General features: G+C 35.5%; 16 protein-coding genes. 10 read left to right on the forward strand and 6 right to left on the reverse strand.

Annotated elements, in window-relative coordinates; genetic code table 11:
* The first annotated feature begins 41 nt into the window (after nt 1-41).
* Nucleotides 42-2,492 carry a type I DNA topoisomerase gene (topA, locus tag QUS22_RS03205; protein ID WP_289513556.1) on the forward strand — a complete coding sequence of 817 codons (2,451 nt, stop codon included), beginning with the start codon at nt 42-44 and terminating at the stop codon, nt 2,490-2,492.
* 93 nt (nt 2,493-2,585) lie between these two features.
* On the forward strand, nt 2,586-2,951 hold the full coding sequence (locus tag QUS22_RS03210; RefSeq protein WP_289513557.1) for an ankyrin repeat domain-containing protein: 366 nt from the start codon (nt 2,586-2,588) through the stop codon (nt 2,949-2,951).
* Nucleotides 2,952-3,118: 167 nt separating this feature from the next.
* Here the strand turns inward: QUS22_RS03210 and trhO are convergent, their stop codons facing one another.
* Nucleotides 3,119-3,928 carry an oxygen-dependent tRNA uridine(34) hydroxylase TrhO gene (trhO, locus tag QUS22_RS03215; protein ID WP_289513558.1) on the reverse strand — a complete coding sequence of 270 codons (810 nt, stop codon included), beginning with the start codon at nt 3,926-3,928 and terminating at the stop codon, nt 3,119-3,121.
* 129 nt (nt 3,929-4,057) lie between these two features.
* Here trhO and QUS22_RS03220 point away from each other — a divergent pair, with 129 nt between their 5' ends.
* Nucleotides 4,058-5,656 carry an ABC transporter permease gene (locus QUS22_RS03220; protein ID WP_289513559.1) on the forward strand — a complete coding sequence of 533 codons (1,599 nt, stop codon included), beginning with the start codon at nt 4,058-4,060 and terminating at the stop codon, nt 5,654-5,656.
* Between the two features lie 24 nt (nt 5,657-5,680).
* On the opposite strand, the gene apaG is transcribed toward QUS22_RS03220, so the two are convergent.
* Nucleotides 5,681-6,085, reverse strand: a complete 405-nt coding sequence (apaG, locus tag QUS22_RS03225) for a Co2+/Mg2+ efflux protein ApaG (RefSeq protein WP_289513561.1) — start codon at nt 6,083-6,085, stop codon at nt 5,681-5,683.
* A 96-nt stretch (nt 6,086-6,181) separates the two neighbouring features.
* Between apaG and QUS22_RS03230 the strand changes: the two genes are divergently transcribed.
* Nucleotides 6,182-7,258, forward strand: a complete 1,077-nt coding sequence (locus QUS22_RS03230) for a 5-(carboxyamino)imidazole ribonucleotide synthase (protein ID WP_289513562.1) — start codon at nt 6,182-6,184, stop codon at nt 7,256-7,258.
* Nucleotide 7,259: 1 nt separating this feature from the next.
* On the opposite strand, the gene QUS22_RS03235 is transcribed toward QUS22_RS03230, so the two are convergent.
* Nucleotides 7,260-8,288 carry an aspartate-semialdehyde dehydrogenase gene (locus QUS22_RS03235; RefSeq protein ID WP_289513563.1) on the reverse strand — a complete coding sequence of 343 codons (1,029 nt, stop codon included), beginning with the start codon at nt 8,286-8,288 and terminating at the stop codon, nt 7,260-7,262.
* Between the two features lie 140 nt (nt 8,289-8,428).
* Here QUS22_RS03235 and QUS22_RS03240 point away from each other — a divergent pair, with 140 nt between their 5' ends.
* Entirely contained in the window at nt 8,429-8,815 is a 387-nt protein-coding gene (locus QUS22_RS03240) for a hypothetical protein (protein ID WP_289513564.1), read from the forward strand.
* Nucleotides 8,816-8,869: 54 nt separating this feature from the next.
* Here the strand turns inward: QUS22_RS03240 and QUS22_RS03245 are convergent, their stop codons facing one another.
* Together QUS22_RS03245 and QUS22_RS03250 are read right to left on the reverse strand one after the other, a co-directional pair.
* Complete coding sequence (locus tag QUS22_RS03245) at nt 8,870-10,156, reverse strand: APC family permease (RefSeq protein ID WP_289513565.1); 1,287 nt, start codon at nt 10,154-10,156, stop codon at nt 8,870-8,872.
* A gap of 88 nt (nt 10,157-10,244) precedes the next feature.
* The gene (locus tag QUS22_RS03250; RefSeq protein ID WP_289513566.1) at nt 10,245-11,528 is read right to left on the reverse strand and encodes an APC family permease; all 1,284 of its coding nucleotides are present in this window, start codon (nt 11,526-11,528) and stop codon (nt 10,245-10,247) included.
* Nucleotides 11,529-11,707: 179 nt separating this feature from the next.
* On the opposite strand from QUS22_RS03250, the gene gpmI reads away from it, so the two are divergent.
* Nucleotides 11,708-13,276 carry a 2,3-bisphosphoglycerate-independent phosphoglycerate mutase gene (gene gpmI, locus QUS22_RS03255; RefSeq protein WP_289513567.1) on the forward strand — a complete coding sequence of 523 codons (1,569 nt, stop codon included), beginning with the start codon at nt 11,708-11,710 and terminating at the stop codon, nt 13,274-13,276.
* A 50-nt stretch (nt 13,277-13,326) separates the two neighbouring features.
* Here gpmI and fabD read toward each other — a convergent pair whose 3' ends face one another.
* Nucleotides 13,327-14,307 (reverse strand): ACP S-malonyltransferase, encoded by a 981-nt coding sequence (fabD, locus tag QUS22_RS03260; RefSeq protein WP_289513568.1) that lies wholly within the window; start codon nt 14,305-14,307, stop codon nt 13,327-13,329.
* Between the two features lie 128 nt (nt 14,308-14,435).
* On the opposite strand from fabD, the gene rpmE reads away from it, so the two are divergent.
* The 4 genes from rpmE (at nt 14,436) to uvrA (ending at nt 20,887) form a co-directional block, all read left to right on the forward strand.
* The gene (gene rpmE / locus QUS22_RS03265) at nt 14,436-14,648 is read left to right on the forward strand and encodes a 50S ribosomal protein L31 (protein WP_289513569.1); all 213 of its coding nucleotides are present in this window, start codon (nt 14,436-14,438) and stop codon (nt 14,646-14,648) included.
* 27 nt (nt 14,649-14,675) lie between these two features.
* Entirely contained in the window at nt 14,676-15,470 is a 795-nt protein-coding gene (locus QUS22_RS03270) for an NAD kinase (protein WP_289513570.1), read from the forward strand.
* A 92-nt stretch (nt 15,471-15,562) separates the two neighbouring features.
* Nucleotides 15,563-17,398, forward strand: coding sequence for a hypothetical protein (locus QUS22_RS03275; RefSeq protein WP_289513571.1), 1,836 nt, complete (start codon nt 15,563-15,565; stop codon nt 17,396-17,398).
* A gap of 672 nt (nt 17,399-18,070) precedes the next feature.
* Nucleotides 18,071-20,887: an excinuclease ABC subunit UvrA gene (uvrA, locus tag QUS22_RS03280; protein WP_289513572.1), complete on the forward strand. Its 2,817-nt coding sequence runs from the start codon at nt 18,071-18,073 to the stop codon at nt 20,885-20,887.
* Nucleotides 20,888-20,909 lie beyond the last annotated feature (22 nt).

Genomic DNA, 20,909 nt, shown 5'->3' on the forward strand with positions numbered 1-20,909 from the left:
CAACATATTATCTCTAAGTACTAATACAATAATTAACAATTATGGCTTTATTGATAGTTGAGTCACCTGCGAAAGCGAAAACAATAGGTAAATATTTAAATAAAGAGTTCAAAGTAGCAGCATCTTTTGGACATGTAAGAGATCTTCCTGTAAAAAACGGTTCTGTTGATCCAGATAACGGCTTTGCCATAAAATATGAGATTATTGAAAAAGCAGAAAAGTATGTAAAAGAGTTAGCAAGGGAAGCGAGTAAAACATCAGATATATACCTTGCAACAGATCCAGATAGGGAGGGGGAAGCAATAGCTTGGAATGTGATAGAGGCACTAAAGGAAAGGAAAGCAATCAATGATAAAAACAAAATTTACAGAGTAGTCTTTAATGAGATAACGAAAAAAGCAGTGCAAGAAGCAATAAAGAATCCACGTGAAATAAATATGGACTTAGTGCACGCGCAGCAAGCACGCAGAGCTTTGGATTATCTGGTTGGATTTAACTTGTCACCACTACTGTGGACAAAATTGTCAGGAAGTAAATCTGCAGGGCGAGTGCAATCTGTTGCATTAAAGCTTATATGCGAGCGGGAAGATGAAATTAGTAAATTTATAACACAGGAGTATTGGAGCATAAAGGCGGAGATGCAAAACAGCAAAGATGAGGCTTTTTTTGCTATGTTAAGCCACTATGACAATAAGAAGCTAGAAAAATTTGATATTAAGAACGAAGAAGAAGCAAAGGACTTAGTCAGGGAGATTGAATCAAGGCAGTATGCTATAAGCACAGTAGAACGCAAGCAAGTTAAGAGGAATCCGCTTCCTCCATTTATTACTTCAAGTCTTCAGCAAGATGCAGTGAATAAACTGTATTTTAATGTGAGGAATGTTATGCGCATAGCGCAAAACTTGTATGAAGGTATTGATATTGGTGGTGAAACTGTAGGGTTGATAACTTACATGCGTACAGATGGGCTTTATATTGCAGGTGAAGCTCTAAACTCAATTAGAGAGTCGATTAAGTCGTTGTATGGCAATAAATATTTACCAAAGTCTCCTCGTCAATATGTAAAAAAGGTCAAAAATGCTCAGGAAGCGCATGAAGCAATTCGTCCAACTGATATAGATAGAACGCCAGATAGTATTAAGAACTATTTAACGCCAGAACAGTTTAAATTGTATGATTTGATCTGGAAAAGAACCATTGCAAGTCAGATGGAATCAGCGATCCTTGATCGAGTGGTAGTTGAAGTTAGTTCTACTGATCAGAAGGTAATTCTGCTAGCAAATGGATCGAGCATATTTTTTGACGGTTTCTATAAAGTTTATAAAGATAGTGCAGATAGTGGAGATGAAGGCCTGCTGCCTGTAATGAGAGAAGGTGAAGCGTGCAAGCTGATTTCTGTTGATCCAAAACAACATTTTACTCAACCTCCACCACGTTATAGTGAAGCAAGTATCGTAAAAAAAATGGAGGAAATTGGCATAGGACGTCCATCAACTTATGCAACAATTATTTCGGTATTGCAGGACCGTGAGTACGTTACACTGGATAATAAAAGATTTATTCCAAGCAGTCGTGGTAAGATTGTTACCATATTTTTAGAAACTTTTTTTCAGCGTTGTGTGGAGTATGACTTCACAGCACAAATGGAAGAAAAGCTTGATTTAATCTCAAATGGGCGTGCAGATTGGAAAAAGGAGTTAGGCTATTTTTGGGTACCATTTTTTAACCATGTAAACTCTGTCAAGCAAATGACGCATGATGAGATTTTTAGCGGTATTAATGACTTGGTAATTGATTGGTTTTGTTCAGAGGAAGGAAAGAAAGAGATAGGTAAGAAATGTCCTGATTGCTCCGATGGAATATTAAAATTGAACTTTGGGCGAGCAGGGGTGTTTCTTGGATGTTCTAACTATCCCGCATGCAACCATATAAAAGAAATTACGGGTAGTAGCAACAACTCAGAATATCCAAAAAGTTTGGGTATAGAAGATTTAACAGAACAAGAGGTGGTAATCAAGAAAGGTCCTTTTGGGCTTTACCTGCAGTTTAATAATGAGTCAGAAAAGAAAAAAGCGGTTTCTATACCCAAAGATATAAATGTTAATGATATTGATCTTAGCACCGCTATCAAATTGCTTTCCTTGCCAAAAGTAATCGGAGTACATCCCGAAACTGGAAAGGAAATAAAAATAGGCCTTGGACGATTTGGGTACTATATTTTTTATGATGGTAGATACTTTTCTCTTAAGAAGAGTTCCAAGGAGGTATTGGAAACACGGTTGAATGAAGCTGTGCAAATTATTACAAGCAGCCCACGCAAAGAGCTAAAATCTCTTGGGTTTAATGAAAAGGGAAAAGAGGTTTTCATTTGCAATGGTAGATATGGATTCTATATAAAATGCGGTAAAGCAAATGTTGCTTTGGGTAAGAATGCAGATATTGAGAGCATAGATTTGAAAAAAGCTTTAGAATTAATTAAAAATAAAAAGTAAGTACTTAAAAGATATCTGCAGTTTTTTTGTAAATGTAATGTGTTGAGCTTTATAAAATACTTGTCAATCATTAGCGTATATAGAGATAAAATTATGTTAAATAGTGTAGAGCATCATGATTTGTATGAAGTTTTAAGAAGATATTATGAAAATAAGAATAAGTGGGCAGACTATGAGCGTCTAATAGGCAAGCATGCAGACATTAATGCCAAAGACAGTAAAGAAAGAACTGCTTTACATTATGCTGTTTTTTCTAATAAGACTAATATGGTTGAGCTTCTTCTCGAAGCAGGAGCTAAAACTAATATAAAAGATAATGTTGGTAAAGAACCACTTTCTCTTACTAAGAGTAAAGAGATAATTGCTTTATTTGAAAGCCTACCTGCTAGGTGCCTTTCTAGTGTTATGGTCAGCTGTCTTCTAGCTCCCTTTTCTCTTTGTTTGTGTAGGATGATTTAACATGAATTGAGGCCTTGGTGTGCTTCAGTTTACTAGGTGAATGGTATAGGTATGGTATAGGTGAAGAAATTCTACTTTTTTTGAAGTACAACTTAACTTCAACTTGAGGTTTACCAAAGAGAAGATGTAGGAAGTAGAGGTACCCTAGCACGGAAATTTTTTTGTGATTATGAGGATTTACAATCAGAGCAAACTACCTGACCACGTGAAACTGATTTCATCTCATCTGTTGAAACTTGATTTGAGCAGAATATACATTTTATTTTATCACTTGGGGCAAGTGAGTTATCAACAGCAATTCTGTCATCAAAAACAAAACACTCGCCTTCCCAATTACCATTTTTATTATGAGTTCTTTTGAGGTAAGAAAGAATACCACCTTTAAGGTGGTACACGTCGTTAAATCCAAGGCTTTTCATATACGCTGTGGATTTCTCGCATCTGATTCCACCAGTGCAGTACATAGCTACTTTCAGATTTTTGCTCTGAGAAAATGACTCAGCCCACTGAGGAAACTCACGAAAACATTGAGTATGTGGATTGATTGCATTCTTAAACTTGCCTAGCTTCACTTCATACTCATTTCGTGTGTCTATTACTAAAACTTCAGGTTGAGAGATAAAATCATCCCAATGTTCTGGGTCTACATATTGACCTCTAAGGGAAATATCAAGATTGCTTACACCGAGATTTACAATTTCTCTTTTTAACTTCACTTTCATCTTACTAAATGGTTGAAATTCTGCTGTGCTTTCTTTCCACGTGAGGTCTTTCAACCTGCAATCGGAACGTAGAAAATCAAATATTGTATTAACTGCGTTTCTTTTTCCGGATATAGTTGCATTGATACCCTCTTCTGCAAGAAGTATAGTGCCCTTTAACTCAACGTTGTCGCACGCAGCTTTTATTTCGTCTTTCATGTCATAATAGTTAGAGAGCTCTACAAATTGGTAGAAAGTTGCTAAGACAAAGCTCATAATTATTAACTTATCAACTTAAAGCATAATATATAAAACTACAAAGATATTCAATAGATCAGCTGTTAATTACTGGATATCTTCAGCTTTTGCATATAACATTTTTATATTTAATACAGATTCAAGTTAGTGTTTTTAAGAATATTTAAAAATATATTCTTATTTCTAGTAAGTATATTATTTATCTGCCCTATACTATCGTTAATATCGATTCTATTTACAGAATCAGCAAGTTCTGGGTGGGTAATCGGTACACTTTTTCCTGAATACATACTAAATACATTAATTTTGATGATAGGGGTTGGAAGTATATCTTTTATATTTGGGATGATACCAGCTTGGCTAATTACGTTTTTTTCATTTCCTGGGAGTAGGATTTTTGAGGTTGCTTTGTTTTTTCCGATATCAATTCCTGGATATATAGTATCGTTTGTTTACGTCAACGCACTAGAGTTTTCAGGTCCAACACAAAGTTTGTTAAGAGAACTTTTTCACTGGAACAAAGGTGATTATTGGTTTCCTGAGATAAAATCTCTAGGTGGTGGAATATTAGTAATGGGATTCAGTTTATATCCGTATGTTTACATATTAGTCCGCTCAAGTCTAAAGAATGTTGGTAACTCGGTTACTATTGCGTCAACACTTGGGTTTTCCTCATTACAGAGCTTGTTTTCTGTCGTAATACCTTCTATACGCCCATCAATTATAGCTGGGTTATCCTTGGTACTAATGGAAATAATTACAGATTTTGGCACACCACAGTTTCTTGCAATTGACACTTTTACTACAGGGATATATCGCACCTGGTTTTTACTGCGTGATAAATATTTAGCAGTTATTTTAGCAGTTGCAGAATTGGTTTTCATTGCAGCACTAATAACTATTGAAAAGATTCTGCAGAAAAAGGGAATATCCTATTCTGCAATCAATACTAATTCAGACTATCACAACAAGCGGAATATAAGTGGTACTGTGCAATTGATCTTTGCTTATGCCATGTGTATACTGCCAATATTAATAGGTTTTGCTTTGCCAATTGTTCCACTCATATATTGGAGTATAGAGGAGGGGTTTTTTATATACGAAGCAAGATTCTACAACATAGTAGCAAATAGCTTTAGTTTATCATTTATTACCGCACTAATCTCAATTAGCATTGCAATAGTGATTGGGTATACGGCACGTAAAAATAAGATAATCAATAATATAACGCGTCTCATTTCTTTAGGCTATGCAATTCCAAATGCAATTATTGCGATTAGTTTAATAATATTTTTAAGCAAGATATCCTCTTTTGTTACTCAATATATTGTAGAAATTAGCTTGGTAGGAACTATTGGCGCTTTGATTTACTCATATTTATTTCGTTTTTTTGCTATATCTTTCAAGGCAATAGAATCTGGACTTAAAAAAACACCAAGTGAAATTGAGTGGACCGCATATACTATGGGTCATGGACCTATTTCCACGTGTCTAAATGTTCATATTCCTCTAATTAGGAAAAGTATACTGTCAGGATTTTTGCTTGTGTTTATGGATACTATCAAGGAGCTTACTGCAACGCTCATTGTAAGGCCATTTAATTTTGAAACTATATCAACTAGAATATATGAGCTTGTAAGCGATGAGCGCTATAGAGAGGCTGCGCCATTTTCGTTAGTGATAGTTATAATCGGCTTAGTTTCTACAATAGTCTTGTTTAAGCTTGGTGATGAAAATAAAGAGTAAGTTTTTTGTGAAAATTTGGTAGGTCTAATGTGGCTTAATGTTTATATATGGGCTATCCAAAGAGAAAGGCGGTATCATGACCTCAAAAGTTTTTGTGCTTGCTTCGTTTAGAAATTCGTACTTACCTTGCATTATTCCTGACGGTGCATTCAAATATGTCCCGCTTGTGTATCTAAATACCTCTCCAGGTTTTATCACAGGCTGCTTTCCAATAACACCAACACCTGTAATTTCATTTACCTTCCCTTTATAATCTATTATTTGCCAATGGCGGCTTAATAATTGAATAGTTGATGGACTTTTATTTTTTATCTTGACGCTGTACACCCATACATAGCAATTTTCATAAGGGATAGATTGCTCCTCAATATAGACAGGCAAAACTGTAACTTCAACAGAGTTAGTAGTAAGTATGTATTCTAGGGCCATTATCATGGTAAGAAAGCGACATCTAGTTATACACTATTTTCATAGATTCTTCAAGTGTATTGTCGTATTCTAATCAGGAATTATTCATCAAATAATATGAATAGATTAGGTACACTCAGCAAAAGAGTAATAGGGATAATAGGTAGTGGACAATTAGGTAAAATGACCGCTATTGCTGCAATAAAACTTGGACAAAAAGCACATATTTTTGCCAATGCTAAAGATGATCCAGCTTGCTCTGTTGCTGATAGTTTAACAGTAGCAGATTTTTCTGATAGAAAGGCACTTGAATTTTTTGCACGAAGTGTAGATTTGATTACTATTGAATCTGAAAATGTTCCATGTAACGCAATTGACATTGTATCACAGAATGTAGATTTTTATCCGGGTAAAAAAGCATTACATATTTCTCAAAATAGACTTAGAGAGAAAGATTTTATTAGAAATTTGGGCATAAGAACCGCCAGTTACAAAAGTATACGAAATTATAATGAGCTGTTAGAAAGCAGTAAAGCTTTTGGCTATCCGACAAGGCTGAAAACAACAGAAATGGGTTACGATGGAAAAGGACAATATGTAATCGAGAATGATTCTGAAGCGAAGCAATTTGCTTCCTTTAATTGGAATACACAGTATATTCTTGAGGCAGGTGTTGACTTACTAAAAGAGATTTCAATAGTTATTGCAAGGGACAGAAACGGTAAAGTAACTTTTTTTCCCATAGCAGAAAACCACCATGTTGATGGAATACTTGATACTTCAACAGTGCCAGCTAGAATAGATAGCAAATTAACTCAAGAGGTACAACAAACCGCAGAGAAAATAGCAGATGCACTTGATGTAATAGGAATTCTAGCTATTGAATTTTTCGTTACTGAAAGTAATGAGCTGCTAGTTAATGAACTAGCTCCAAGACCTCATAATTCTTGCCACTGGAGCTTGGATGCATGTAATGTTAGTCAATTTGAACAACTGGTTAGGGTAATATGCAGGTTACCTGTGCAAGAGGTGATATTGCGCTTTCCTTGCATGACGAAAAACATAATAGGTAGTGATATATACGATTCTTACAGGTATTTGAGCAACAAAAAAGCTAGTTTAACTTTATATGGGAAAAAAGAGGTAAGGGATAAACGTAAAATGGGACATGTAAATATAGATTTAAGTTATTAAATTATAAGTGCTCCCTCATCAAAATCTCCAGAATCTGCACTATATTGAGTGCTGCACCTTTACGCAGATTGTCAGCCACTATCCACATATTTAATCCATGTTCAATGGTATTATCTTTTCTAATACGCGATACGTATACGGCATCTTCCTGTACAACATCAATTTGAGTTGTATATTCACCGTCTTCGCGCCTATCGTACACTAAAATTCCATTATCTTCGGCTTCACTTAGCACTTTGCGAGCTTGTTCTTCAGTTATACGGTGGTAAAACTCAACATTTACTGCTATGGCATGACCAATGAAAACAGGTACCCTTACGCAAGTTGCAGTAACTTTTATATCCTCTCCTAAAATTTTTTTTGTCTCCTCTTGCATTTTCCATTCCTCTTTTGTAGAGCCATCTTTCATGAATTTTCCTATATGAGGAATGCAATTGAATGCTATTTGCTTAGGGAATATTTTAGGTTTTTTAGTTTCGTTCATAAAGATTTTTTTTGTTTGGTTGTAGAGTTCATCCATTGCTGCTTTTCCTGCACCGGAAGTTGATTGATAAGTTGAAGCAACAATTCTATTTATTTTTGCCTTTTGGTGTAATAAATGTAGTACTAGCAGCATCTGTATTATAGTACAGTTTGGATTGGATATTATGTTGTGGTTTTTGTATTCCGTGATTTTTTCTTTATTAATCTCTGGAATAACTAGTGGCACACCTTCTTTCATCCTAAAATGGGAGCTATTATCTATCACAATGCATCCTGCCTCAGTTGCAATTGGTACGTATTTTTCAGAAACATAAGATCTGGCACAGAAAATAGCTATGCTAATTCCAGCAAAATCATAATCTTCAAGACATGAGACGTTTAATTCTTTATTGCCAAAACTCACCTTTTTCCCCTTTGATTTTTTTGATGCGAGTGTAATAACAAAATCTATTGAAATTTTTTTCTCGTCTTGAAACTCAGCAAGTATGCTCAGCACCTCGCGCCCCACTCTTCCGGTTGCTCCAACAACAGCAATTTTATGTTCCATATAGATAAACCTCTAACTTTAAAGGTATATTATATTTTTACTGATAAAATGTACAATTATTTTAATATTTTTACCTTGAAATTAATTGTAACTTAGTTGTTATTATACAATATAGATTGTATTACATAATAAAGTGAGAGATGAGTAAAGAATATGATGAAACCAAGGTAAAGCCTGCAATATCTGCACCTCACGAGCCTAAGAAAACTGATGGGTTGAAGGTTCAAAATGTTCTCTTGAGAAGAGAGTTTAAGATAAATTTCGATGATGCAAAGTATGCTGTAAAAGTTATTAAAACACAGCCTGCAAAAACAGGACAACGACCTTCGAAGCTAAGGAATTTCTTGAAATCAATACCGGTTATAGGAGGGTTTTTAGTAAGGGTTTTCACACCTAAAAGAGAAGCATATAAAAAGTTGCAATCACAAGCAGGTTACTCTAGTGAAGCGAAAAATAAGGCTCACATAAATAATAAACATACAGAGGAAATAGACAGCAGACTTAAAAAAGTAATGTTGAACAAGTAGACAACAAGAAAAGTCGTGGTCCATAAATATCAATCGTTTAAAGATTATCTCTAATTATAACCTTTGTTGTGCAGAAACCCTGCGGTACCAAAATAAATAGATGGGTATACCACTTGCGGTAAATAGGCTTGCTATTAGCAGGATGTTTATAGGAGTTTCGATTATTACCCAACAACAAAAGATTGTTGCTATAATGCCAATTAAAGGTTTATAATAACTTCTCTCCTTTATAATAACCTTTAGGAAAGCAAGACTGCATGCAAGGTAGATAAATAAAAATGAAACTACAGAAAAGTCGATAATCGATGTAATTTGTTTAGCAAAGTTGTTGCTTGAAGTAAGAATTAGTAAAATTGCAGTTCCAGTCGAGCTGATTATTATTCCCCAAAAGGGGGAGCCATGCTTGTTCCTTTTAGCAAAGAATTGTGGCATAAGTCTATCTTCTGCAAGACCAAAAGCAACCTGTCCGCTAGATAAGACCCAAGCGTTTAGGCTGCCAACACAAAAAATGAATGCAATTATAGAAACAATCAAATGCCAATTACCAGAGAACATAATTTTTATTGCATCAACATATGGCGCCCTTGAACATGCTAAATCATTGCCATGTATTAACCCCATGATTGCAAAATTGTTGATAAAGTATATCACAGCAACACAGATTGTTCCAAGTACCACAGCTCTTGGTATAGTTTTAGCTGGATTGTTGACGGACCCTGCGGGTGCTGTTGCCAATTCAACCCCAACAAAACACCATAAAGTCAGGAGTGTAGAACGGGCAAGAATCTGCGATATTGTAAGACTTGAGATTTCTTCGCTTATGATAAAATTCTTTCCATCGAAAAAGAACAACGCTACTATAGATAGTATAAGCAATACAGAAATTTTTATAACCGTCAATAGAAACTCAACGTGTCCAGCAGTAGCTATTCCTCTTAAATTTATTAATGTAATAATTGTAAATAATAACAGCTCTAAGAGCAAACGTATGTTTTGGATATCGTCATGAAAAAATGGTGTAAGATAGCCAACACCCGCAACTATTAGAGCTGTTGTGCTAACCCATGAGATTACCCAATACGTCCAACCAACAAAAAAAGCTGCTGTATGGCCAAAAGCATGTTTCGCGTAAACGTGAGGACCTCCAGTCTCTGGAAACTTTGCACATAGTGTAGCAAAGACTAAAGCAAGAGACACAGCACCAAATCCTGATATTACCCAACTTATGAGGCTATAAGTGCCGTATGGTGCAAGGCTAATTGGAAGCATAAAAACCCCAGAGCCAATTTGACTACTAATCACTAAAGCAAGAACGGTCAAAAAACCTATCTTATTTGACACAATACCTCTATTCTATTAACATAGGCCAGTAGTATAACTTAATCCCGGAATTTTAATAAATAAAAAGTTATGTTTTTAAGTTAATCTTTTAGGAAGATTGCTTTGTAGAATTGCGGTACCAAAGTAGATAGATAAGTGTGCCGCTTAAAGGGAATAGACTTGATATTAACAATGTACTTATAGGGGTCTCATATGTTATCCAGCAGCAAAAAAGTACGGCTACACTTCCAATTAAGGATTTGTAGTGGTTTTTCTCTTGCATGGTCACCTTAATAAAAGCAAGACTACATACTAAGTAGATAAATAAAAATGAAACTACAGAGGCTTCAATTATTGAAGTTGCTTGCTCAGCAAAATTTGTGTTTGATGTTAGAACAAGTAAAACTAGCACTCCTAAAGTACTGAGTATTATTCCACAAAAAGGAGCATCATACTTATTTTTTTTAGCAAAAAATTGTGGCATTAACTTATCTTTTGCAAGACCTAAGGTAACTTGTCCATCAGCCAAGAACCAAGCGTTTAAATTACTTACGGAAACAATAAAGGCAACAACAGAAGTGATCAAGTGCCAATTACCTGGAAACATAATTTTTACTGCGTCAACATATGGTGCTCTTGAATTGGCTAAGTCGTTACCATTGATTAGCCCCATAATTGAAAAACTATTGATAAAATATATAACAGCAACACAGCTTGTACCAAGCACTATGGCCCTTGATATTGTCTTAGCTGGATTATTAACTGACTCTGCAGGTACTGTTGCTGATTCAACTCCAATAAAACACCATAAAGTCAGGAGTGTAGAACGGGCAAGGGTTTGGGATATTGTTAGGTTTGATACTTCTTTGCTTACAATGAAATTGTTTTTATCAAAGAAAGACAGCGCTACTATAGGTATTGCAAGCAGTGCAATGATTTTAATGATGGTGAATAGAAGTTCAACATATCCGGCAGTGGTTACGCCTCTTAAGTTTATTAGCATAATAGCTAAAATTAATGCTATCTCTAAAAGCAAGCGTATATTTTGCATGTCATTATAGAAGAGTGGAGTTAAATAACCGATACTTGCAATCGTTACAGCTGTTGAACTGACCCATGAACTCACCCAATATGTCCAGCCAACAAAAAAGGCTGCTGTAGAGCCAAAGGCATGTTTCACATAAATGTGAGGACCACCAGTTTCTGGAAATTTTGCGCAGAGTAAGGCAAAAACAAAAGCAAGAGATATAGCACAAAATCCTGATATTACCCAGCTTATAGAACTATACATGCCATATGGTGCAAGACTGATTGGAAGCATAAAAATTCCAGAGCCAATTTCGCTACTAATCACCAAGGCAAAAATAGCCAGAAAACCTATTTTATTTGACACAATAGCTTTTAATTTTTTCTGAATGAATTAACAATATAACTGACTTCCTGGATGAGGTCACTTGATTTTTATGTCATGTGATGCTAGTGTGTACTATTTGAGTGAGGGTGTATATATGGCTAATAATTAGGGGGGCATTTTACTCTGCAAGGTTCCAGCTTTAAATAAGGTGATTTTGTATGAATTTTAAATCAATCGTTTTATGTATACTAGATGGTTGGGGAAATGGAATAGAAGGTAGTAAATACAATGCCATTAGCAATGCTGGCTCACCCTGTTGGCAATATATTAGCTCTAATTATCCAAAGTGCAGTTTATCTGCCTGTGGAACTGATGTTGGATTACCAGATGGTCAGATAGGCAATTCAGAAGTTGGCCATATGAATATTGGCAGTGGTAGAGTAGTGACGCAAAGCCTACAGCGTATTAATCAAGAAATCGGAACAATAGAAAGCAATGCGAATCTACAAAGCTTTATTGGCAATTTAAAAAGCAATAACGGCATATGCCACATAATGGGGTTGGTGTCAGATGGTGGTGTTCATTCACATCAAAAGCACATTTCAACTTTAGCAAGTAAAATATCACAACACGGAATCAAAGTTGTGATACATGCATTTTTAGATGGTAGGGACACACCGCCAAATTCAGGAAAAAAGTGTATTCAAAAATTTGAAGAGAGTATAAAGAATAATGACATAAGAATTGCTACTGTCTCTGGGCGTTATTATGCTATGGACCGTGATAATAGATGGGAGAGGACAATTGAGGCTTATGAAGCTATTGCGTTTGCAAGGGCACCGTGTCACGATAGAGTGATATCATTGATTGATGATAGTTATCAAAACAATATAACTGACGAGTTTATTAGGCCTGCAGTAATAGGTGACTACCAAGGTATAAAACCAGAAGATGGAGTATTATTAGCTAACTTCCGTGCTGATCGAATGATACAGTTGGCAAGTATTTTGCTTGGTAAAACAGAAGATTTGGATGTCGTTTCAGCACGTTATGCTGGAAACTATGGTCAAATTACACAAATGACAGAGGGCTATGAACGAAACCCATTTTCTTCAATTTTAAGCATGATGAAGTATAAGGAAGACCTTAAGATTCCTTGTCTTTTTCCTCCTGAATCTTTCACTGACACTTTAGGATGGATAATAGCAGATAATAAATTACGACAATTACGCATTGCTGAAACTGAGAAATATGCTCATGTGACTTTCTTTTTCAATTGTGGAAAAGAAGAACCCTTCCCTGGTGAAGAAAGAATACTCATTCCTTCACCAAAAGTTAAAACTTATGATTTGCAGCCCAAAATGTCAGCCTTTGAGCTTACAAAAAAGCTTGTAGAAAAAATTCACTCTCAAGAATTTGCACTAATAGTTGTAAATTACGCTAACCTTGATATGGTGGGGCATACAGGCAATATAAGAGCAGCTGAAAAAGCTGTGCTAGCCATAGATAATTGTCTTGCAAGGGTGTTGAATGCTGTTAGAGAGGTGGACAACACCGCGTTGATTGTTACTGCAGACCATGGTAATGTGGAGTGTATGTTTGATGAAGAAAACAATATACCTCACACGGCACACACTCTAAATAAAGTTCCGTTTGTTGTATGCTCTGATTCTTGCAACAACCTAAAGCTGAAAGATGGAAAGTTATCTGATATTGCTCCTACTATTTTACAGTTACTTGGAATTAAAAAACCAGATGCAATGACAGGTAGTTCATTAATTGTGTAATAAATAGGCTTTTTGCATTGCAAGGAAATAGTACATCAAATAGACTTGCTTTAACTTAACCTAGCTTTTAAATTTTCCGCTGTTAACACTAATGATCCATTAAAAAAGCTATCAATGTCACCAATACTATCTATATTTTTTGTACTGATGGATTGATTAGTTCTTTTAACTAGATTAGATAAGACTTTACTAGGCCCAACTTCAATGAGTTCGTTAATACCGCAATTTACCATATGTAAAACCATTTCTCTCCATCTCACTCTGCTTATAATTTGCTTAGCAAGCAAAGTTTTTATAATTTTGGGATCACTTTCCTCTTTAGCTGTAACATTTGATATCAAAGGAACTATAGGACGGGTTATTTTAATACTCTCCAAAAATTCCAAAATTTTTTCATCAGCAGGTTTCATAAGAGATGAATGAAAAGGCCCACTGACCTGTAATTTGATTAATTTCTTTACACTTGAATTTTTGAACAAATCAGGCAACATTTCAAGGGCTTCTGCAGCACCACTCACCACTACCTGTCCACCACCATTATCGTTTGCAATTTCACAAACCCCGTCAATTTGGACTGATTTCAATATATCTTCTACTTCGTTTATTTCTGCTCCAAGCAACGCGACCATTCCGCCTTTACATCTCAATGAAGCTTCATGCATAGCTTCACTGCGAACTTTTAGCAGCTTGACTACAGACTCGAGTGTCAAAGCTCCCGCAGCACATAACGCTGTATATTCGCCAACTGAGTGCCCGCAAACATATCTAACGTTGTGGTCAAAAAAAAGAGATTTGCCAAACACATGCTCCATAACACGTAGCGTTGCAATTGACACTGCCATTATAGCCGTTTGAGCGTTTTCTGTGATTGTTAATTCTTCAATAGGGCCATTGAAAATTAAATGAGATAACTTTCTATTTAGTATATTATCTACTTCATTAAATACTTGTCTTGCAACGGAAAACTCGCTATATAAGCTCCTTCCCATTCCTACAAATTGAGAACCCTGACCAGGGAAAGTAAAAATCATAATAATCATTATTTATTCTTCATCAGGTATACTACTTTATTTATTTTTTGTCAATATTTTAGAATAATGATTGACTTAGTGAATCAAATTTATTAGAGTATTAACTGACTAAAAGTTTATAGGTAGCAATGGCAGAAGTTAATTATCATAAAGTTACTGTAATCATGACAGATGGTCAAGAGTTTGAAACTCGCTCCACTTATGGAAAGGAAGGCGATAAGATAAAACTTGATAGAGACCCTCTTACTCATCCTGCATGGACTGGAAGTTTGACAAGTGGATCAGCAAGCAAAACTAGCAAGGTAGCTAAGTTTAACTATAAATATGGGGATATTTTCTAGTTTTTTGCTTCTTTTTCAGAGTCAAGCATGCATAAATACAAAAATATAGGCTATATCGCTTCTGAGTCACCAAAATCATTGGAAGTATCTAAACTGTTACAGAAACTTAATTTTATCAATATAACGGAAGAAAATAAGTCTGAAATTGATTTACTGATAGTTGTTGGCGGTGATGGTTTTATGCTGCGCACACTGCATAATTACGTTATAGAAAATAAAAACGTGCATGTGTATGGAGTAAATACCGGTAATGTTGGGTTTTTGATGAACAAGTGCTTTAGCTGCGGTGAAGATGTAATTGATCATATAGAGCGTACAATTTCAACACAACTAACTTTGCTAAAAATGGAAGCTGCAGACATAAGTGGCAAAAAATATCACTATATAGCGGTAAACGAAGTGTATGTCTTTAGAAAAGCGAATCAAATAGTGGAGATGAATATTACTATAAATGATAAGCTAAAAGTAGAAAAATTTAGAGGTGATGGAATAATATTGTCTACCCCAACGGGTAGCGCTGCGTATAATTTCTCTGCCGGTGGACCAATTTTGCCTCTAAATTCAAACTTACTTGCACTAACCTCTATCAATAGCTATTACCCAAGGCATTGGAATGGAGCGTTAATCTCAAACGACACGATAGTGCAAATTGACATTAACGAAGTAGAAAATCGTCCAGCACTTGTAGTATCAGATTACAAGGAGTTTCATAACATATCGCAGATAAAAATACAGAAAGACCACGATAATACAATCACTCTGCTTTTCGACAAGGATTGCTCATTAGACGAAAGGATTTTTGATAGGCAGTTCTTATACTAGATTTTTCATATTTATTCTTAAATTAATATTTACTACATCTTAATAACTATAGCGTAATTAATACGGCATGTTAATTAATTTTGGAGAGTAGTATGTCAAGAGGATCAACAACGTCTATACCAACATCTAGAACAATAGTTCCAGAAAAGAACAATAACCGAGGGGATGTAGAAATGGTGTTAGATACTGTAATAGACAAAAGATTTCAAGAGAGAAAGAATGGTTCTATATTAATATTTAATTTTGATCAAACTATTGTCAATAGCCCCATGTGCAATCTCTTTACATCCAAAAGTTATAATGATTATGGTTCTGGCCAAAACAATGAAGTAACTAAAGAAAAGATAGAAGAATTTTTACAAAATTCAGGGATCAAAAATAAAGAAAAGCTAAGGTCTGTATTACAATCTGCACTTTTAAGTGGAACAGAAGTTGTTATTGTATCACCTGCATATCCCAAATCAGTAGAATATATAGTGAAAAATCATTTAGGTTTAACAGAAGAGCAGGCGCAAAGTATAAAAGTATTTGAAGAAGCAACTAAGCGTCAAACTCCACGAATTGAGGGTCCAACAACAGCTGAAAAAATGACTATGCCTCAAGATCCACAAATCGGAAAATATCTATGTGTTTTATATCTTTTAAAAGCACATAAAAAAGACAAAGGTATGTTCCCACAAGAAGTAATGTTAGTTGATAGTAATATGCGGAACGTTAATCCTGTTGTTGACTTTCATAGAAACATAAATGAATTATTAGAAAAGGATATGAAGAGTCTCTTAGAAAATGTAGATCAAGAAATAGCGGAAGTTAATATTAGTGAAGAAGAATTAAAAAATATCACATTTAAGGGAATTAATATATCTAGTGAGCCGGCAACAGAAGCAAACAGAGCAGCAGATGATGGTTATTTAGACGAAGTAGAAAGATGGATTGAAGAATCTACACAGAATCTTCAAGATACTAAGAATGAATCTGGTTTAGAAACGCCTTTAACTCCTCCTCCATCGTATAGGAGCGAAGATGGATCTGAAAAGTCTTTGCTCTCAGATGGTAAAAGAACAAACAGAACCTGGCCAAGAGTAAAATATGCCATGCAACAGAAGGGTTTTATAATTTCTAGTGCAGGTGCTATTATATTGCTCACGTCTGCGACTTTAGTATATTTGCAAGATAAAGAAAAATTTGTTGCGTTTTTTACAAACAGTCTGATCGGTATCACTATACCGGTCATTGCGTTAGCTACGCTGCTTGCAGTTAGTCCAATATTTTGTGCAATGAAACAATTTAGAAATACTAAAGAATGTCAAACTCAAGGAAGAAATGCAGATGAAATTCTAGATAAAATATTGGGATACCAGCCAAAAGACAAAGTGATAAAATCTGTAAGACTGGAATATAGCAACGGCACTCATTCAAATTTTACATTTAATGCTTGGGAATCTAAAAATGACCTTATTAACATTGACGAAAAAGTAATTAGTAGAACTGATAAAATAGAATCAGTGATTAACAATAGGCCACTGTTTACTGTGTTACTAACCGGTGTGGTTGCTGCAAATATAACGCTTCCTTTAGGGTTACTTGCAATAGATGGTGTTAATGGCGTGCAAAAATTTTATCGAAACCCTTTGGCTAGTGACGTAGGATTATCGTTGCTTGTAAGTTCAGGTATGCTTGCATTATTAATCGTATGTCTTGGTACACATTACTATAACAAAACAAATTGTACTAACCTGGTATATTCCAAAAAAAAGATTAACACTGAAAGAATTAATGAAAAATTCATTAAGGAAATAAAACGAGAAAGAACAAACGTTCTTGGGGAGAATCACAGTAAGGATGCTAAACGCAGCAGCTTAACGCTTGAGCAAGTTGTAGTTCAGTCTCACAATTATCTAGATGTTATTTACGGTGTTGGTGGATGAAGTACGCAGTAGAATTTCCTAAGCAATTTCAATGCCCCTTAACTGGGGCAAACTAGAACAAATCGTTTTGACTGTACAAATACACTGATCCAAGTAGCTAATACTTGAATAACACCATCATAAAGTGAACCAGTGTCACTCGTGGTATCTCTCTTGGACTCTTAAACTGCAATTAATCTAAACATCAAGAAATTTACTAAATGAAAAAAAAGGCAAAGAAACCCTGAGTAGCGAGTTTTGACTCTCTAATACTTTAAAATTGGTGCTGTGATAATGTGCTGACGCTTAATTTAAGCGCGATTTGGCTGAATGTAGAAAAAACTTAAAAGACACGCAGCCCTAATAACTTAATGCAACCCGCTAAAAAACGCCTTCAGTTTTTTACTGAATTTTGTCATTGAACCCGCGCGGGTCAAAAACAAACATTGAGAAATACCCTTAGCTCTCTTCTAAAGAGGCTGAGGAAGTTTGTCAAGTAATTTTTGCATTCAGTTTTTAGTTCCGTTTCTATGGGTAAAAAAATCTGAATGCCAGTGAGCTACTTGGATGATATTCTTCTCATAGGCCTAAATCATAATGTTCATACAATTTTCCGTAATAGTTGAAAAATCAGTGGAAAGTTACTGTAAATTCGCGTATTTTGAGGCTATAATGATTAAAAATAAGTGATGTATGGATGACTTTATAAAGGTTAAGGGTGCAAGGGAACATAATCTGCAAAGTGTAGACGTCAATATACCAAAAAATAAGCTGGTTGTTGTAACTGGGCTGAGTGGTTCTGGTAAATCTAGCCTCGCATTTGATACAGTTTATGCGGAAGGCCAACGCCGGTACGTTGAAAGCCTATCAGCCTACGCGCGTCAATTCCTCAACATTCAGGATAAACCTGATGTTGAATCGATTACAGGCCTCTCTCCTGCAATATCCATTAATCAGAAATCGATCTCAAAAAATCCAAGATCAACAGTTGGAACCGTTACTGAAATTTATGACTATCTACGTTTAATATATGCACGAGTAGGAATTCCTTATTCACCTACAACTGGGCTGCCAATAACCAAGCAAACTGTATCTCAAATTGTAGATACTATAATGGCGTTACCTTTAGAAACTAAAATATATATACTTGCTCCTGTTGTGCGCGGCAGAAAGGGGGAACACCTCAAGGAGATATTGGAAATTAAGAAGCAAGGTTACGTAAGACTAAAAATAGACGGTAAAATACATAATATAGATGATCTACCTAAGCTTGATAAAAACAAGAAACACGATATTTTTGTGGTTGTGGACAGAGTATCAATATCAGACGATATTGGAAATCGACTACCAAGTAGTATAGAGTCAGCATTAAGACTTGGTAATGGCTTAATGTATGCGGAAATAATGAACTTGCCTGATAATCACAATTCTGAGTATAAAGATGGTAAAATTTTAACTTTCTCAGAGAGTTTTGCATGTCCTGAGTCCGGCTTCACTCTTGAGGAAATAGAGCCAAGATTGTTTTCCTTTAACAGCCCTTACGGGGCATGTGGTTCATGTAGTGGGCTTGGTAAAAAGCTGGCTGTTGATGTAAAGCTAATAGTGCCAGATGAAACGCTTTCAATATCTGAGGGCGCTTTAAAGCCAGTGGGGTCAATGTTCCATCAAGTGCATAAAAGTTATGGATTTCTAAAAAATGCAATCCTATCGCTAGCTGAAAATTGCAAATTTAACCTCGATGTTCCATGGAAGAACATAGATCAAGAAGCGAAAGATGTAATACTCTTCGGTTCTAGAGAAATGAAATTTCAAGGTTTAGTCAGTATCCTAGAACGCCAGATGGATTATGATGAAACACTTACTGAGCTATATTGCTCTGTTACTCATTGTAAGGAATGTACTGGCTATAGATTGAAGAAAGAAGCGCTTACAGTGAAAATTGACGGAAAACATGTAGGTGAAATATCTAGGCTCAGCATCGATGAATCTCTTAAATGGTTTGAAAATTTGCCAGACAAGCTTACAGAGCAACAAAAGCAAATCTCAGATAGAATATTGAATGAAATAATCAAGAGGCTGACATTTTTAAAGAATGTAGGGTTGAATTATCTGACACTTGACCGTGAGTCTAGTACTCTCTCTGGCGGTGAGAGTCAAAGAATCAGGCTTGCTTCGCAAATTGGCTCAGGTTTAACAGGAGTGTTGTACGTGCTTGACGAACCCTCGATAGGCCTTCATCAATGTGATAATGATAGATTAATTGCCACACTTAAAAATTTGAGGGATATGGGTAATACCTTAATCGTTGTTGAACATGATGAAGATACAATAATGGTTGCTGATTATGTAATTGATATTGGGCCTGGAGCTGGTGTAAATGGAGGAAAAATTGTTACAGCAGGAACACCAGATCAGGTGCAAAGAAATTCAGAGAGCATAACAGGGCAATATTTGAGTGGAAAGAAAGAAATTTCAATTCCAGAAAGAAGAAAACAAGCAACTCGGTTCATAAAGGTAATTAATGCGTGTGGGAATAACTTAAAAAACATAAGCGTTGAATTCCCTATAGGGAACTTTATTTGTGTTACTGGAATATCAGGAGGAGGAAAATCAAGTCTAGTTATAGAAACATTATATAAATACTCGGCACATAGAATGTATCATTCATCTGTAAAGTATGGCCAATGTGATAAAATAGAAGGCCTTGAATACGTAGATAAAATTATAGAAGTTGATCAATTGCCAATTGGTAGAACTCCTGCATCAAATCCAGCAACATACGTTGGTATCTTTACTCACATAAGAAATTGGTTTGCAGGTCTTCCAGAGTCAAAGACACGAGGTTACAACATAGGCCGATTTTCATTTAACACTAAAGGGGGAAGATGTGAAGCGTGCAAAGGTGATGGACATTTAAAGATAGAAATGCATTTTTTACCGGACGTTTATGTGAAGTGTGAGCAGTGTAAAGGTCAACGATATAATCGAGAAACACTAGAGGTTACTTACAAAGGAAAGTCAATTTCTGATGTGCTTGATATGACAATAGATCAAGCTTGCGGCTTTTTTGAAAACCTTCCAATAGTAAAAGAAAAGTTGGTTTCTTTGCAGGAAGTAGGGCTTGGCTATATAAAACTCGGACAGCCTTCAACAACGTTATCTGGAGGTGAAGCACAACGAATAAAGCTGTCTAAGGAACTATCAAAGCGATTTACTGGGAGAACACTATATATTCTCGATGAGCCAACAACTGGGTTGCATTTTGAAGATGTAAACAACCTACTAAAAATACTTCATAAATTAGTTGATTTGGGAAACACTGTTATAGTTATCGAGCACAATTTACACGTTATAAAAACTGCAGATTATATAATAGATATCGGACCAGAAGGTGGAATGAAAGGTGGAGAAGTGATTGCTAAAGGCACTCCAGAAGAAGTTGCAAAAAATCCAGAAAGTGTCACCGGTAAATATCTTAAACCATACCTGTCGAAATTAATTAAAGTATAAGATTGTTATAACAGTCAGAGGT

This window comes from Wolbachia pipientis (genome assembly GCF_030373985.1).
Classification (GTDB): domain Bacteria; phylum Pseudomonadota; class Alphaproteobacteria; order Rickettsiales; family Anaplasmataceae; genus Wolbachia; species Wolbachia pipientis_D.